19 protein-coding genes and 1 tRNA gene are annotated in these 13,571 nt (G+C 31.8%); 8 read left to right on the top strand and 12 right to left on the bottom strand.

Going from position 1 to position 13,571, the window contains the following annotated elements:
• The first annotated feature begins 50 nt into the window (after window positions 1–50).
• On the top strand, window positions 51–710 hold the full coding sequence (locus Q0050_RS15010) for a peptidoglycan-binding domain-containing protein (protein ID WP_298397720.1): 660 nt from the start codon (window positions 51–53) through the stop codon (window positions 708–710).
• On the opposite strand, the gene Q0050_RS15015 is transcribed toward Q0050_RS15010, so the two are convergent.
• Both Q0050_RS15015 and Q0050_RS15020 read right to left on the bottom strand, forming a co-directional pair.
• Window positions 711–1,457 carry a UDP-2,3-diacylglucosamine diphosphatase gene (locus Q0050_RS15015; RefSeq protein WP_298397722.1) on the bottom strand — a complete coding sequence of 249 codons (747 nt, stop codon included), beginning with the start codon at window positions 1,455–1,457 and terminating at the stop codon, window positions 711–713.
• A 17-nt stretch (window positions 1,458–1,474) separates the two neighbouring features.
• Window positions 1,475–1,927, bottom strand: a complete 453-nt coding sequence (locus Q0050_RS15020; protein ID WP_298397724.1) for a 6-carboxytetrahydropterin synthase — start codon at window positions 1,925–1,927, stop codon at window positions 1,475–1,477.
• Between the two features lie 101 nt (window positions 1,928–2,028).
• On the opposite strand from Q0050_RS15020, the gene Q0050_RS15025 reads away from it, so the two are divergent.
• Window positions 2,029–2,102 (top strand) — tRNA-Ala (locus Q0050_RS15025).
• A 42-nt stretch (window positions 2,103–2,144) separates the two neighbouring features.
• On the opposite strand, the gene Q0050_RS15030 is transcribed toward Q0050_RS15025, so the two are convergent.
• Window positions 2,145–2,717, bottom strand: a complete 573-nt coding sequence (locus tag Q0050_RS15030) for a DUF3109 family protein (RefSeq protein WP_298397726.1) — start codon at window positions 2,715–2,717, stop codon at window positions 2,145–2,147.
• 191 nt (window positions 2,718–2,908) lie between these two features.
• Here Q0050_RS15030 and Q0050_RS15035 point away from each other — a divergent pair, with 191 nt between their 5' ends.
• The 3 genes from Q0050_RS15035 to Q0050_RS15045 all read left to right on the top strand — a co-directional run bounded on the left by Q0050_RS15035 (window position 2,909) and on the right by Q0050_RS15045 (window position 4,423).
• Complete coding sequence (locus tag Q0050_RS15035; protein WP_298397729.1) at window positions 2,909–3,487, top strand: MarC family protein; 579 nt, start codon at window positions 2,909–2,911, stop codon at window positions 3,485–3,487.
• A 36-nt stretch (window positions 3,488–3,523) separates the two neighbouring features.
• A complete protein-coding gene (locus tag Q0050_RS15040) occupies window positions 3,524–3,724 on the top strand; it encodes a hypothetical protein (protein ID WP_298397730.1) in 201 nt (66 codons plus the stop codon).
• A gap of 90 nt (window positions 3,725–3,814) precedes the next feature.
• Window positions 3,815–4,423, top strand: a complete 609-nt coding sequence (locus Q0050_RS15045; RefSeq protein WP_298397733.1) for an FAD-dependent oxidoreductase — start codon at window positions 3,815–3,817, stop codon at window positions 4,421–4,423.
• A gap of 2 nt (window positions 4,424–4,425) precedes the next feature.
• Here Q0050_RS15045 and Q0050_RS15050 read toward each other — a convergent pair whose 3' ends face one another.
• The 4 genes from Q0050_RS15050 to Q0050_RS15065 all read right to left on the bottom strand — a co-directional run bounded on the left by Q0050_RS15050 (window position 4,426) and on the right by Q0050_RS15065 (window position 7,491).
• A complete protein-coding gene (locus Q0050_RS15050; protein ID WP_298397736.1) occupies window positions 4,426–4,560 on the bottom strand; it encodes a hypothetical protein in 135 nt (44 codons plus the stop codon).
• 6 nt (window positions 4,561–4,566) lie between these two features.
• Window positions 4,567–6,144, bottom strand: a complete 1,578-nt coding sequence (locus tag Q0050_RS15055) for a S41 family peptidase (RefSeq protein ID WP_298397739.1) — start codon at window positions 6,142–6,144, stop codon at window positions 4,567–4,569.
• A 109-nt stretch (window positions 6,145–6,253) separates the two neighbouring features.
• Window positions 6,254–6,682 (bottom strand): dCMP deaminase family protein, encoded by a 429-nt coding sequence (locus Q0050_RS15060; protein ID WP_298397741.1) that lies wholly within the window; start codon window positions 6,680–6,682, stop codon window positions 6,254–6,256.
• A 215-nt stretch (window positions 6,683–6,897) separates the two neighbouring features.
• Window positions 6,898–7,491, bottom strand: coding sequence for a HupE/UreJ family protein (locus Q0050_RS15065; protein ID WP_298397743.1), 594 nt, complete (start codon window positions 7,489–7,491; stop codon window positions 6,898–6,900).
• Window positions 7,492–7,633: 142 nt separating this feature from the next.
• On the opposite strand from Q0050_RS15065, the gene Q0050_RS15070 reads away from it, so the two are divergent.
• Complete coding sequence (locus Q0050_RS15070; RefSeq protein WP_298397746.1) at window positions 7,634–8,065, top strand: TerB family tellurite resistance protein; 432 nt, start codon at window positions 7,634–7,636, stop codon at window positions 8,063–8,065.
• Between the two features lie 48 nt (window positions 8,066–8,113).
• On the opposite strand, the gene Q0050_RS15075 is transcribed toward Q0050_RS15070, so the two are convergent.
• The 5 genes from Q0050_RS15075 to fbp all read right to left on the bottom strand — a co-directional run bounded on the left by Q0050_RS15075 (window position 8,114) and on the right by fbp (window position 11,969).
• A complete protein-coding gene (locus Q0050_RS15075) occupies window positions 8,114–9,205 on the bottom strand; it encodes an ATP-binding protein (RefSeq protein WP_298397749.1) in 1,092 nt (363 codons plus the stop codon).
• Window positions 9,198–9,692: a Rab family GTPase gene (locus Q0050_RS15080; protein WP_298397752.1), complete on the bottom strand. Its 495-nt coding sequence runs from the start codon at window positions 9,690–9,692 to the stop codon at window positions 9,198–9,200. Before Q0050_RS15080 ends, Q0050_RS15075 begins: the two co-directional genes overlap by 8 nt.
• Entirely contained in the window at window positions 9,685–10,488 is an 804-nt protein-coding gene (locus Q0050_RS15085; protein ID WP_298397755.1) for a cell envelope biogenesis protein OmpA, read from the bottom strand. The genes Q0050_RS15080 and Q0050_RS15085 overlap by 8 nt, the downstream gene beginning before the upstream one ends.
• 9 nt (window positions 10,489–10,497) lie before the next feature.
• Complete coding sequence (locus Q0050_RS15090; protein WP_290835970.1) at window positions 10,498–10,860, bottom strand: fructose 1,6-bisphosphatase; 363 nt, start codon at window positions 10,858–10,860, stop codon at window positions 10,498–10,500.
• 98 nt (window positions 10,861–10,958) lie between these two features.
• Complete coding sequence (gene fbp / locus Q0050_RS15095) at window positions 10,959–11,969, bottom strand: class 1 fructose-bisphosphatase (RefSeq protein ID WP_298397895.1); 1,011 nt, start codon at window positions 11,967–11,969, stop codon at window positions 10,959–10,961.
• 136 nt (window positions 11,970–12,105) lie between these two features.
• Here fbp and Q0050_RS15100 point away from each other — a divergent pair, with 136 nt between their 5' ends.
• Together Q0050_RS15100 and Q0050_RS15105 are read left to right on the top strand one after the other, a co-directional pair.
• Window positions 12,106–12,969 (top strand): M48 family metalloprotease, encoded by an 864-nt coding sequence (locus Q0050_RS15100; RefSeq protein WP_298397760.1) that lies wholly within the window; start codon window positions 12,106–12,108, stop codon window positions 12,967–12,969.
• 91 nt (window positions 12,970–13,060) lie between these two features.
• The gene (locus tag Q0050_RS15105) at window positions 13,061–13,534 is read left to right on the top strand and encodes a GNAT family N-acetyltransferase (protein WP_298397763.1); all 474 of its coding nucleotides are present in this window, start codon (window positions 13,061–13,063) and stop codon (window positions 13,532–13,534) included.
• Window positions 13,535–13,571: the final 37 nt, after the last annotated feature.

Here is a 13,571-nt window from a genome sequence, read left to right on the forward strand (position 1 = left end):
TGTATCATAAAATTTAACTATTTTTGTCTACAAAATAACTTCTTCTACTTATGAAACAGATTATAATTGTACTTTTGGCTGTAATAGTCTTGATTTTAGGCTATAATTTATATAGTGATTATCAGCGTTTTCATTCGCCAGGAAGCGATTATGTTAGTAACCAAAAAATTGATTTAAACTATTATGACGCTGCAACTTTACAAAATTATTATCAAGCTATAGAAGATGCTAATAGTTATGTAAGAATGGCTTGGGTTAATGATGATGTAGATGTGAGAAATCCCGAAGATGATGATGACGATACTAAAGCAGTTGTTTCTGGTTACACTAAAAAGTTGGGAATCGTTAAATTATATGAAGAAAAATTAGTACAATCTGCCAAAATGAAAAGCGAAGGATTGAACGATAAAGACGTAATCGCATTCGAAGAAAGTGGCTACAAAGCAAAAGATTATAACGAATTCATAAAAAGAAAATTCTTGATGGAAACGTTTAAAAGTAATCCGGAAAAGTATAGTTTGAAAGTTGGCGATTTCAGTTCGTTCGTATTTGAACTGCAAAAGATTTTGGTCAAAAAAGGTTATAACATTCCAGTTGATGGACTTTTTAAAGACACAACTATAAAAGCAATTGGTGCATTTGAACAAAAAAACGGTTTGTTTCCTGACGGAAAAGTTGATGCAGTAACTTTAGATTATTTACTTAGATAACTATTCGAATTTTTTCAATTCAAAATTTTCTCCGTCAAAAACTCCATAGGTAAAGTAGCCAATCCAGTCGCCAAGATTTACATATTCTGAATTTTCACCCACTTTTACAATCATTGGTAAATGTCGGTGTCCAAAAATCAGGTAGTTATACTGTTTGGTTTCTATTTTTTTCTTTGCGTAAATGATTAACCATTCGTTGTCTTCGCCTAAGTATTTTACGTCTTCTGCACCAGAAATTAATTTATTTTTTACGGAAAGATATTGTGCTAATTTCATTCCAATATCTGGATGAAGCCAACGGTACAACCATTTTGAAAACGGATGAACAAATACTTTTTTCATTCGCTTATATCCTTTATCACCTGGACCTTTTCCGTCACCATGTCCAATAAGAAATGTTTTATTATTGAAAGTAAACTCTTGATTATCGTGAAAAACTGGAATGTTGAGTTCTTTTTGAAAATAATCATTCATCCACAAATCGTGGTTTCCAACGAAGAAGTAAATCGGAATTCCGCTATCTCTAATTTCGGCTAGTTTTCCTAGAACTCTCACAAATCCTTTGGGAACGACCGTTTTATATTCAAACCAAAAATCAAACAAGTCACCAAGCAAAAAAATGGCTTCGGCATCTTTCTTAACTTCATCAAGCCAAGCCACAAATTTTTGCTCACGCGGAAAACTTAATTCAGGTGTTGGAGCTCCAAAATGTTGATCGGATGCGAAATAGATTTTTTTTTGTGACATTTTGTGAAATAAATAAATTACAAATTATCAGAAGCGTACCATTCAGCAAATGAACTTTCAGTTTCTTGCAATCTTAAAGAGTGTAACTGAATTTCACTTGGCAATCTGTTTTGAATTTTACTTGCAAAATCAATTACCATATTTTCGCTTGTTGGTTGATAATCAACTAAAATAACGTGATGACCACGATTTTTTAATTCTTGAGCCAACTCAACGTGAGGTGTATTTTTATTAAAAACGGTAGCGTGATCAAAAACATCAACAATTTCCTCTCGCACAATTTTTTTCAAATCAGAAAAATCAATCACCATTCCAAATTTTACATTGCTAGAATCGGTTATTGGTGTTCCAATTACAGTAACCGAAAGCTTATAACTATGACCGTGAACATTTTTACATTTACCATCATATCCATAAAGTGCGTGTCCAGTTTCAAAAGAAAACTGTTTGGTAATTCTGATTTTACTCATTATAATTTTTTTACAAAATTAAATAAAATAAGCTATCAAATTGACGATAATTATTTCTTAATTTTTAATTTATAAATACTATATTTGAACATAATTATTTTGGGGATGTAGCTCAGTTGGCTAGAGTGCTTGACTGGCAGTCAAGAGGTCGTGGGTTCGAGCCCCATCTTCTCCACTTTTATAACAAAAAAACGCCTTTATTTCAAGGCGTTTTTTTTTATTTTCCGTTTTTTAAATCATCGGCTACTTTTTCTAATTCTTGGTACCAATCGTCACCGAATCTTCTTATCAGAGCTTCTTTTACAAACTTATAAACTGGAACTTGAAGTTCTTTTCCTAGTGAACAAGCATCGTCGCAAATATCCCAACGATCGTAATTTACTGCAGCAAACTCAGTGAAATCTTTTACACGAATTGGATACAAATGACAAGAAACTGGTTTTTTCCACGAAATAATTCCTTGATTGTAGGCTTGCTCTATACCACACAAAGCCGTTTTCCCGTCAAAAATTACGTAAGCACAATCTTTTTCATCAATTAAGGGTGTTTCTAAATCTTGTTCCGTTCCTTTTACCCAAGTTCCTAATTTTTCGATAGCTGCGATGCCTTCTTTTCGTAAAAATGGTTTTACTTTCGGATAAATTTCTTCTAAGATTTTAGTTTCTTCTTCACTCAATGGCGCACCAGCATCACCATCAACGCAACACGCACCGTGACAAGCAGAAAGATTACAAACAAAATCTTTTTCAAGAATATCTTCTGAAACTATGGTTTTTCCTAACTGAAACATATTTAAAATATTAGATATTAAACCTATCTACCGACAGGCAGGTTTAAGATATTAGATATTTCTTTTATCAAAAACTTAAGACAAAGGTACGAATGATTTTATGGAATAAATAAATATCCTAAAATTAACGTATCGTTTTGATTTTAACATTTGATAAAGCAGTAATTTTGCCGCTTCTAAAATGTGTGCTTATGTTAGGTTTAGACTTTAAAGAAATTATCACAATTGCAATGGTGCTTTTTGCTGTAATTGATATTGTTGGAACGATTCCGATTATTGTTGATTTGAGGCAAAAATTTGGTCACATTGAATCAGAAAAAGCTTCGATTGTTGCTGGAGTTATTATGATTGTCTTCCTATTTGTTGGAGAAGAATTATTAAAATTAATTGGAATTGATGTGCATTCTTTTGCTGTTGCTGGTTCGTTTGTATTATTCTTTTTAGCATTAGAAATGATTCTCGGAATTCGAATTTATAAAGAAGAAGCCAATTCATCAGCTTCGATTGTTCCATTGGCATTTCCTTTAATTGCTGGTGCAGGAACAATGACAACTTTACTTTCATTACGTTCGCAATTTGCAACTATAAACATTATAATCGCTATCGTTTTAAACATCATTTTGGTGTATGCAGTTTTAAAATCTTCAGCTAAAATTGAAAAAATGTTAGGCAAAAACGGTCTTGGCGTTATCAGAAAAACTTTTGGAGTGGTACTTCTTGCAATTGCTGTTAAATTATTTGCAGCTAATGTTAAAGGATTATTCATTTAATCTGATTTTTATTATTTTTGTATCAAATATTTATCAATGAAAATTTTTACTACTATATTGATTTTAGTTGCAACTGGTTTAATCGGTTTCAACATTACTTTACTAGATTTTGAAAAGCCATTTGAAGGTGACAGTATGATTGCTTTGGTTGGAATTGCTGCTGCCTTTTGCGCTGTTTTTATTCTTCTAATCTTCAAAATGTCTAAAAAAATTGAAGAGAAATTGAAAAATCAATAACTACTGTAAATCCCAATTTATAAATCCTAAATTCCAATTTATATACTTGTATCTGGAATTTGGAGTTTAATTTTTTTTATTCTTAGATTTATGTTTGATGTTCTAATAATTGGTGGTGGCGTTTCTGGAGTTTCTTGCGCGCTGGTTTTAGGTTCGGCTTATAAAAAAGCCTTTGCCCAAGACAAAAAAATCGGAATTATTATACATCAAAAAACATCTTCATTACAAGAAGCATTGTTTAATAATGCTTACGGAATTCCTGCAGGTAAATTAGGTTCAGAACTTTTAACTGAAAGTGTAGCACAACTTCACAATTTATATCCTCACGTAGCTCAAATTGAGAACGAAAAAGTACTTAAAATTGAAGGTGAATATCCAAATTTCAATGTGATTACTAATAAAAGTTCTTATCAAACGAAAACAATTGTTATTGGCATTGGATCTGCAAATACTTTTGCTATTGAAGGTTTAATGGATTTTGTAGAACCACACAAAAAAGCAATTGTTGAAAAACAACGCATACAATTAAAAAATGATGACCACAAAGTTGCCGAAGGAATTTATGTAGCTGGCACGCTTGCTGGACACAGAAGTCAATTAGCAATCGCTGCCGGAAGTGGCGCTGCCGTTGCAACCGATATTCTAACGTTATGGAATGAAGGAATCTCGAGTCAAGCACACGATTCGATTAGGAAGTAGGTTTATCCTTTTTCGTAAAACTTCCAAATTCTTTTAGCAAGTTTGTATAAAAACACAATTGCAACCACTGAAATTAACAGTACAACTATTTGCCAAAGAAACAAACCTACACTGAAATCATTTATTACTTTTTCCATAAGAATTTATTTACCATTCAAAACCGTTTTTACCATTTTATCTTCTTTCAAAATAATTTGATAATATTGATTTTCTCCAAACAATTGGCGAGCAAATTCTGCAGTGATGTACCGATTTACTAATGCTCTACTTTTATTCAAACTAATATCCAAACCTGCTTTAGAAAGGTATTTTTCGAATAAATTGATGTACGATTCATTTTGCATCATTTTAGCTTGAAACTTTTGAAAATCGTCTCCTTTGAATGCATTCCTATTTTGATCCAATTGTTCAAAAACAAAATGTCCAACGATACCTGTTTGAAGTATATATTCTAAACTTTCTTGACCGTGTTCTACTTCTAAAGGCACGAAAATATCTGGCACAATTCCGCCGCCGCCATAAACGGTTCTTCCTTTTTTGGTTTTGAATTTTAAGGAATCGGCAATTTTTATTTTTCCTTTATCATACAATTCGCCACTTTCAAAACGCGTTTCAGCTTCTTTGTAGTAATTTTCACTTTGTCCTTTTACATAAGGTTTTTGGATACTTCTTCCGCTTGGTGTAAAATATCTTGCAATGGTCAATCGCACTGCAGAACCATCATCAAAATCCATTTCGCGTTGCACCAATCCTTTTCCGAAGGAACGTCTTCCGTAAACCAAACCTCTGTCGTTATCTTGAATCGCACCTGCAAGAATTTCGCTTGCCGACGCTGAGTTTTCATCAATTAAAACAGCTACTTTTCCGGTTTCAAAATTACCTTCGTCTGTAGCAAACGTTTTGTCGATGTTTCCTTTTTTATTTTTAGTAAAAACGATTAATTCTTTATCTTTCAACAACTCATCAGCTATTTCTACAGCCATTTCCATAAATCCTCCACCGTTTTCACGTAAATCAATTACAAGTGAATTGATGCCGCTTTTCTTTAATTTTAATAACGCTGAATGAAATTCATCAGCTGTTGTTTCAGCAAAACGATTGATTTTTATATAACCTGTAGTTTTATTTAAAAGGATAGCAATGTCAACACTTTTTATAGGAATGACATCACGAATAACTTTGATTTTTAGGTTTTTATTTTCAGATTTTCTAAAAACGGTTAATGTTACTGAAGATTCTTTTTCGCCTTTTAATTTGCTGTAAAGCACTTCGTTTTTTAGTTTTTTACCAAAAAGTTTGAAATTATCAGCATACAAAATTCTATCACCCGATTTGATTCCAGCTTTTTCTGCTGGACCATTTTCTATTGGTTTTATTACGGCAATGGTATCGTTATAATTATAGAAATTAACACCAATTCCAACAAAATCTCCTTTCATACTTTCGGCAACCGCTGTTTGTTCACTTGGCGGAACATAAACCGAATGTGGGTCAAGATTAGCAAGAATATTAGTAACGGTTAAATCTACAATGGAGTCGGTTTTTACATCGTCAACATATTCATTATCAATAAAATTAATGAGCTTATTGAGTTTTGTTTTATAATCGTTTTTAGATAGAGAAGGTTTCGCCACAGGAAAATTAATCAAACCACCAATGACAATGCCAAGTGCCACGCACGAGAAAAAAAGTAAAGGTATGTAGATTTTATTAATTTTCATTTTATGCTGAAATTGTGAACTCTATATTTGATTAAACAATCAAAAATACAAAGGTTTATTCTATAGGAACGTTAAACATATCCTATTATTTCCTAAAACTTGTTTGAACCTAATCTAACTCTTCAATTTGAGAAACTTCAATTCCAGCTTTTTCAAGGAAATCAATTCCTGAAGTGTCGCGATAACCGTTTTGATAAACTACACGTTTTATTCCCGATTGGTGAATTAGTTTACTACATTCTTTGCAAGGTGAAAGCGTAATATATAAAGTAGCGTTATCGCAAGATTGTGTAGAACGTGCCACTTTTAGAATAGCATTAGCTTCGGCGTGAAGCACATACCATTGTGTTAATCCTTCGTCATCTTCGCAGCAATTTTCAAATCCTGATGGTGTTCCGTTGTAGCCATCAGAAATTATCATTCGATCGCGGACAATTATTGCGCCTACTTGCTTGCGTTTGCAATAAGAAAGTTTGCTCCATTCGGCAGCAATTCTTAGGTAAGCTTTGTCGTATTTATTTTGTTTTTTCTCTTTCATATTAATGCTGAACTTGTTTGTACTGAATTCATTTCAGTATTTCAGTATCTCTTCATTATTTATTTAAGGCACGAAGGCACAAAGTTTATTTTATTTATTTCTGAACTCTATTCAAATGGTATCTTATTTAGCCCTGATTGCAGCAACTACCGTGTAGTGCGGAAAGCAGGAATTACCATTACAAATATAACTACTGCTTCGCTCCTATTCTACTATTATCGTTTCCAAATTGGACTTTCTATGATTAACGGAATTACCACTCCAATGACAAATGCTGACATTGTTAAGGTAAAATCACGTTTGCTAAAACGGAAAAGCGTTTGAACGACGAATGACAAAATTAACACTATTAAAACTATAATGATTTGAGCTGCTTCGATTCCGAGTGCGAATTCTAATAACGGAATTAATTTGTCACTTGGTTTTCCGGGAAGGATTTCTTTAAAATAGTTTGAAAAGCCCAATCCGTGAATGATTCCGAAGAATAAAGTTATAGCTCCAACAAAGGTGATGCTTTCTTGTTTAGAAGATTTTCCTGCCGTAAAAAGATTGAAAAAAGCGGTTATTAGAATCGTAATTGGAATAAGAAACTCGACAATATTAGCTTGAACGGTTACAATATTAAAAACGGAAAGCATCAAGGAAAGTGTGTGTCCGATGGTGAAAATGGTAACTAACAAGAGTACTCTTTTCCAATCTTTGAATGCATACGGAACGGTTAGTGCAATTAGAAATAAAACGTGGTCGTAGCCATTGATATCTAAAACGTGGTTGAGACCAATTTTAAAATAGATCCAAAAATCTGACATAGGTTGGGTTTTTAGCAATTTTTAGGAATGTAAACTTACAATTTATTTTGAAATCGACAGAAAAGAATCATTAAATTCGATTAAAAACATTTTCGGTTTTAGAGGAATTTGAATTATATTTGCAGTATAAAACACTATAATTATGTCATTTTCAGATTTATTTGATAGCGAATTTAAAACGAGAAATAAAGGTCATTTTTCGGCTATTGTTCGTGTTGCCATTTCTGACGGAGAATTGAGCACAGAAGAGAGAGAATTTTTAGATAAATTAGCTGTAAAACTTGAGATTTCTGCTGAAGAATATGAAGAAATTCTTGAAAACCCTATGAAATATCCTATTAATCCGCCTTATTTACATTCACAACGTTTAGAGCGTTTGTATGATTTATCTAGAATGGTATATGTTGACCATATTCTTGGGCCAAAACAAAAAGATGTTTTAACAAAATTTGCTTTAGCATTAGGTTTTACTCCAGGTAACGTTCCTTTTATTGTTGACAAAGCACTTTCGTTACTAATGCTTCACGTAGATTCGGATACATTTGTATATGAAATGACTCATATGAATAAGTAATTTTCAGAAATAATTTTTAAAAGAAGTCTTGAGTAATCAAGGCTTTTTTTATTTAGCAATTTCAAAAGGAAGATTTACTTCAAATGTGGTTCCTTTTCCTAATTCAGACTGATAATCAATGGAACCATTCATTAATTCAACTAAGTTGGAAACAATTGATAAACCAAGACCTAAACCCTCTATTTTTTTGGAAGTATGAAGTTTTTTAAAACTCTTAAAAACATCTGATTTTTGTGATGTAGAAAATCCTGATCCTGAATCTTTAACAATAAATTGAAGTACTATAAAATCTTGATTAGCTTCTTTATAATTGATTTCAAATGTTATAAAACCCTTTTTGGTAAACTTTATAGAATTGTCAATTAGATTAATAAGAATTTGATTTAAACGAATTTTATCGCCTATCAGGTTATCAATTATGTCATCTTGAATAAATGTTTTAAACTCTAACTTTTTTTCTTCTGCTTTTGGTTTTACAATATTTAATAAATTGTTTATTCCTTCTTTTAAAGAAAATGGTTCGTTGACAATATTCATTTGTCCCGATTCAATTTTAGATAAATCTAATAAATCCTCCACTAAATGATGGATGTGATTATTGGTCTCTTTTAAAGTTTTTACATAATCTAACTGCTGTTCGGTAAGCTCTGTTTTCTCCAAAAAATTTAAAAAAAACTTCAAACCCCATATTGGCGTTTTCAAATCGTGACTGACGTTGGCCAAGAATTTATTTTTAAAATTTTTCTCTGATTCTAATTGCTGGTTTTTCAATTCTGAAAGATGAAAACTTAGAACAGATTCGTTTTTTTCTTGAGCAATACTCTGAAAATTGTTGTAGTGATCAGTAAAATCAATAAAAATCAAGAAAGGATTTTCGGTAGTAGAACCCGAATTAAAAATAACATCAATTGATTTTTTGACAGTATTAAAATCAATATGAATACAATTAAAGGTAAACTCGCTGTATTCTAAATCAATAAGAGAAATAATGGTTTCAAAAAAAGGATGAAAACTAGTAATGGACGTTTTTTTCGGGATTTCAAACAACAAATCATCTGATTTTAAAACCATTCCTTGCTTGTTTAAAACTACAATTTGTGTTTTATTGTAAAGGTATTTATTTCTTATTTTCTCAAACATTTTTCACCATTTTAAGTCCAATTGTTTGAAAAACTGCTTCCACTTCTGCTCCTTCTTTTGCACTAGCGAAGTAATCAATTGAAATATTCTTTTCTTTCAATATCTTTTTAAACTCTTCAATATCAATTAAATCGGATTTGTTTGAAACCGAAACTATTTTTGTTGTAGGATAAGTTGTTTTTAAAAAATCTATTTCTTCATTATAGCGTTCATAGGTTTGCAAACGCGTAGGATCAATAACATAAATAAATCCTGAAGTTCCTAAAAGATAAGACGAACGCACTTTTTGGATATCATCTTTACCCTCAATATCCCAAAGAACCAAAGTCAAATCGTGGTCTTCAATTTTAATTTCTTTTTTGAGAATATGAACACCAATAGTCACAATATAATTATCAGAAAACGTGTTTTGAACATACCTTCGCATCAAGGAAGATTTTCCAACGCCAAAATGTCCAACTAAAACAACTTTCTTCGAACTATTCATTTATAAATTCTTGTAATTTGAGCGTAATTTGTTCTTTATCAATATCATCTATTTTAATATAAGAAGCTATATCGAACAATTTATTTTCTAATTTATTTTTGAAAGAAGTATTAAATCCGCCTGAAATTACCACCGCAAAATAATAGGAATTAAAATTTTGAATGTGAATTTCGAACAATTCATATTGTATTGATTCTAAACTTTGTTCGTCTTTTTTGAAAGCATCTTCAACGAAACTTTTAATCGCAGTTAACATTCCCGCAATCATATCTTCATCGATACTTTCTTGTTTTGAACTACTTGAAATGATGATTCCAGAACCTTTTTCAATAACAAAAACTTGCTCAACTTTAGGTTCATTAAGTTCGGCAATAATCATATCTTGTTCAGAAACTCCTGTAAATTTCGACAGCACTTTTCGTTTGATTCCTTTATAAGAAAGTGTGTTTTGAATTTGATAATTAATGTTATCCGACAAGACTTTCATCTCTTGTTGAATGTATTTTTTTATCATTTTACCAATAATTGGAAACAATATTTCGACTACTTTATCTTGTGAATTTTTTATTTCAGATGATAATGCTTTGGTAATTGTTGGCCCTAATTTTTCGGGAATTTCTTCGGTATAGGTGTCTAATTTTTTATCGATAATACCATCTACTTTTTCCGAAAGTTTTTCAGGTGTATTGATAGTATCTTCAAGAGAATCTAATTTTTGTAGAATATTTTGCGCAAAATCTCTGTCCTCATTAAGAAGAAGTTCTTTGAGCTTAATTAATTTCTCTGAATCAGTCATAATAATGAATTAGTCCTTCATTATCTTTTCACCCATAGAAACTAGAAGTGTTCCAAGTAAATTTCTATCGACTTTTTTGTGGTTCAATTCGTCCGTTTTGTCGTTCATACTGTTTTCTAAATCAGTAATTCTGATGTTTAAATCGGTAGCTAAATTATCAATAGTGCTGTTCAACTCCTTGCGTGTTTCTGCAATAAAGTCTTCTAATTCTTCTTTTCTTTTTTCAATGTGATTTTTAATCGCCTGAAATTCCTGATCAATTTGTTGAATATTTTCACCAAAAATCAGGTTTTTGATAGCTTCCAATCTTTGAGCAGATTCTAACGGATTTACCGCTGCAACTTCAGTTTCTTTTGATTGATTTTTTGACATATAAAATGGGTAGTTATTTTGAAAAATATTTACAAATTTAATAATTTTTCTTTCAAATTTACTACTTTTCAGCTGATTGTGAATTTATACCTTATAATCTATACTAAAGTAGCTTTCATAAACTCTTCAGCTTTGTCAACCATATTGCTGCTTCCGCAGAAAAAAGGAACGCGTTGGTGCAATTCTGTAGGCTGAATTTCCATAATTCTTCTGTAGCCATCAATAGCTTTTCCGCCTGCTTGTTCAGCAATAAAAGCCATCGGATTGCATTCATACAACAATCTAAGTTTACCATTTGGTGCTTTAGAACTTGTTGGATAAATATAAATTCCGCCTTTAATCATATTTCGATGCATATCAGAAACCAAACTTCCGATGTATCTTGAAGTATAAGGACGATCGCCTTCTTCTAACTGACAATATTTGATATAATCTTTAACTCCTTGCGGAAAATGAACATAATTTCCTTCGTTGATAGAATAAATAGTTCCATCTTTTGGATATTTCATATTGGGATGAGAAAGATAAAAAGTTCCGATAGCAGGATTCAATGTAAAACCATTCACACCGTGACCTGTAGTATAAACCAACATTGTTGAAGTACCATAAATAACATATCCTGCAGCAACTTGTTGTGTTCCTGGTTGAAGAAAATCTTCGCTTGTCACCGGAGTTCCAACTGGTGTTTTTCTTCTAAAAACAGAAAAAATTGTTCCAACAGAAACGTTTACATCAATATTAGACGAACCATCCAATGGATCCATTAAAACTACATATTTGTTACTGTGAGAATTATCTGAACCTGCAACCGTGATAAAATCATCATTTTCTTCAGAAGCTATTCCGCACACAATTTCACGATTGATTAACGTTTGAATAAAAACTTCATTGGCATAAACATCGAGCTTTTGTTGGTCTTCACCTTGCACATTTTGTTCGCCTGCAGCACCAACAATATCAACCAATCCTGCTTTATTAACTTTGTAATTAACCACTTTGGCAGCCAACCTGATCGAGTTAATAATTCTTGATAATTCTCCCGAAGAATATTGAAAAGCATTTTGATTCTCAATGATAAATTCACCTAAAGTTTTGTTGCGTTCTTCCATTACGAAATCGTTGTAGTTATTTGTGCAAATATCGTTTATTTTGTGAAATTTCAAATCAATTAATTGAATTAATACTACAATTTTATTATCAAACTTATTTTATCTTTGTCATTCATTTATTCTAAATATTAAAACAATGAAAATCAAATCATTTTTGGCAATTGTATTACTAATTTCTTTGAATTGTTCTAAGGCAAATGCTCAAATAAACCTTGGCGAAAAAGCACTTGGCGCGCTACAAAATGGTGTTGCAAGTTTTACATTTTCTAATGAAGATGCAGCAAAATTATCTAAAGAAGCTGTGCGAAAAATGGATTCTACTAATGTTGTTGCCGGACCAAAAGATGGCTACACCTTGAGGCTAAACAGAATTTTTGGAAAACACGCAAGCGAAAACGGATTGGCTTTAAACTATAAAGTATATTTGACTAAAGAGGTAAATGCTTTTGCAACTGCCGATGGAAGTGTTCGTGTATATTCTGGACTTATGGATATTATGGACGACAATCAATTGCTTGCCGTTATTGGTCACGAAATTGGTCACGTTGCAAATGAAGATACAAAAGATGCAATGAAAGCAGCTTACAGAAAAGCAGCCGTTATTGGCGCAGTTTCATCACAATCAGATAAGGTTGCAAAACTTACAGACAGTCAATTAGGTCAAATAGGAAGCGCTATGTTGGATAGCAAACACAGCAGAAAACAAGAATCTGATGCCGATTTATTTTCGTATGATTTTATGAAAAAACACGGTTATGATGTGAATGCAGTGGAGTCGGCATTTGCACTTTTAGCAAGTCAAAGTGGTGGAACTTCTGCCGATTTTTTAACCCAAATGATGAGTTCACATCCTGATCCAAAAGAACGCGCTGAAAAAGCTAAAGCTAGAGCTGAAAAAGATGGTTTGTACAAACCTTATGTTCAAAAACCAATCAGCAATAAAGTGGTTGTAACAAAAACAACAACTAAAAAAGCTACTACCAAGAAAAAGAAAAAATAAATTCTAATAAAACCCTAATTTTTAAAATTCCAAATTCCACTATTGCAGTTGGAATTTGGAATTTGTATTTTTGGGCTTTAATACTCAAAAAATGATTATAAGAAAAGGAATTTCTCAAGATATGCCATCGGTATTAGCATTAATAAAAGAATTGGCAATTTTTGAAAAAGAACCCGATGCTGTTGTGGTTACAGTAGACGATTTAATTCGCGATGGTTTTGCAGAAAACCCTTTGTTTCATACCTTTGTAGCTGAAGTCGATAACGAAATCATAGGAATTGCACTTTATTATTACAGATATTCTACTTGGAAAGGCAAAACAATTCACCTCGAAGATTTAATTGTAAAAGAAGAAAAACGCGGAACTGGAGCAGGATTTGCACTTTACAGCGAAATCATAGCCCAAGGAAAACGTGATAATGTGAGAAGAATTGAATGGAATGTACTTGATTGGAACACGCCTGCCGTTGAATTTTATAAAAAAAGTGGTGCCAAAATCTTAGATGATTGGGCTGTTGTTCAAATGGATGAAAACGGAATCGATAATTTTTTAAATAAAATCTAAAAGAATAAAATCTTAATACTTAATACTAAAGTCTTAA

The organism is Flavobacterium sp. (genome assembly GCF_027483985.1).
Classification (GTDB): Bacteria; Bacteroidota; Bacteroidia; order Flavobacteriales; family Flavobacteriaceae; genus Flavobacterium.

Bases quoted from the DNA above. Each gene is read 5' to 3' on its own strand.
- Q0050_RS15010 (WP_298397720.1), top strand. From the start codon at position 51: ATGAAACAGATTATAATTGTACTTTTGGCTGTAATAGTCTTGATTTTA.
- Q0050_RS15015 (WP_298397722.1), bottom strand. From the start codon at position 1,457: ATGTCACAAAAAAAAATCTATTTCGCATCCGATCAACATTTTGGAGCT.
- Q0050_RS15020 (WP_298397724.1), bottom strand. From the start codon at position 1,927: ATGAGTAAAATCAGAATTACCAAACAGTTTTCTTTTGAAACTGGACAC.
- Q0050_RS15030 (WP_298397726.1), bottom strand. From the start codon at position 2,717: ATGTTTCAGTTAGGAAAAACCATAGTTTCAGAAGATATTCTTGAAAAA.
- Q0050_RS15035 (WP_298397729.1), top strand. From the start codon at position 2,909: ATGTTAGGTTTAGACTTTAAAGAAATTATCACAATTGCAATGGTGCTT.
- Q0050_RS15040 (WP_298397730.1), top strand. From the start codon at position 3,524: ATGAAAATTTTTACTACTATATTGATTTTAGTTGCAACTGGTTTAATC.
- Q0050_RS15045 (WP_298397733.1), top strand. From the start codon at position 3,815: ATGTTTGATGTTCTAATAATTGGTGGTGGCGTTTCTGGAGTTTCTTGC.
- Q0050_RS15050 (WP_298397736.1), bottom strand. From the start codon at position 4,560: ATGGAAAAAGTAATAAATGATTTCAGTGTAGGTTTGTTTCTTTGGCAA.
- Q0050_RS15055 (WP_298397739.1), bottom strand. From the start codon at position 6,144: ATGAAAATTAATAAAATCTACATACCTTTACTTTTTTTCTCGTGCGTG.
- Q0050_RS15060 (WP_298397741.1), bottom strand. From the start codon at position 6,682: ATGAAAGAGAAAAAACAAAATAAATACGACAAAGCTTACCTAAGAATT.
- Q0050_RS15065 (WP_298397743.1), bottom strand. From the start codon at position 7,491: ATGTCAGATTTTTGGATCTATTTTAAAATTGGTCTCAACCACGTTTTA.
- Q0050_RS15070 (WP_298397746.1), top strand. From the start codon at position 7,634: ATGTCATTTTCAGATTTATTTGATAGCGAATTTAAAACGAGAAATAAA.
- Q0050_RS15075 (WP_298397749.1), bottom strand. From the start codon at position 9,205: ATGTTTGAGAAAATAAGAAATAAATACCTTTACAATAAAACACAAATT.
- Q0050_RS15080 (WP_298397752.1), bottom strand. From the start codon at position 9,692: ATGAATAGTTCGAAGAAAGTTGTTTTAGTTGGACATTTTGGCGTTGGA.
- Q0050_RS15085 (WP_298397755.1), bottom strand. From the start codon at position 10,488: ATGACTGATTCAGAGAAATTAATTAAGCTCAAAGAACTTCTTCTTAAT.
- Q0050_RS15090 (WP_290835970.1), bottom strand. From the start codon at position 10,860: ATGTCAAAAAATCAATCAAAAGAAACTGAAGTTGCAGCGGTAAATCCG.
- fbp (WP_298397895.1), bottom strand. From the start codon at position 11,969: ATGGAAGAACGCAACAAAACTTTAGGTGAATTTATCATTGAGAATCAA.
- Q0050_RS15100 (WP_298397760.1), top strand. From the start codon at position 12,106: ATGAAAATCAAATCATTTTTGGCAATTGTATTACTAATTTCTTTGAAT.
- Q0050_RS15105 (WP_298397763.1), top strand. From the start codon at position 13,061: ATGATTATAAGAAAAGGAATTTCTCAAGATATGCCATCGGTATTAGCA.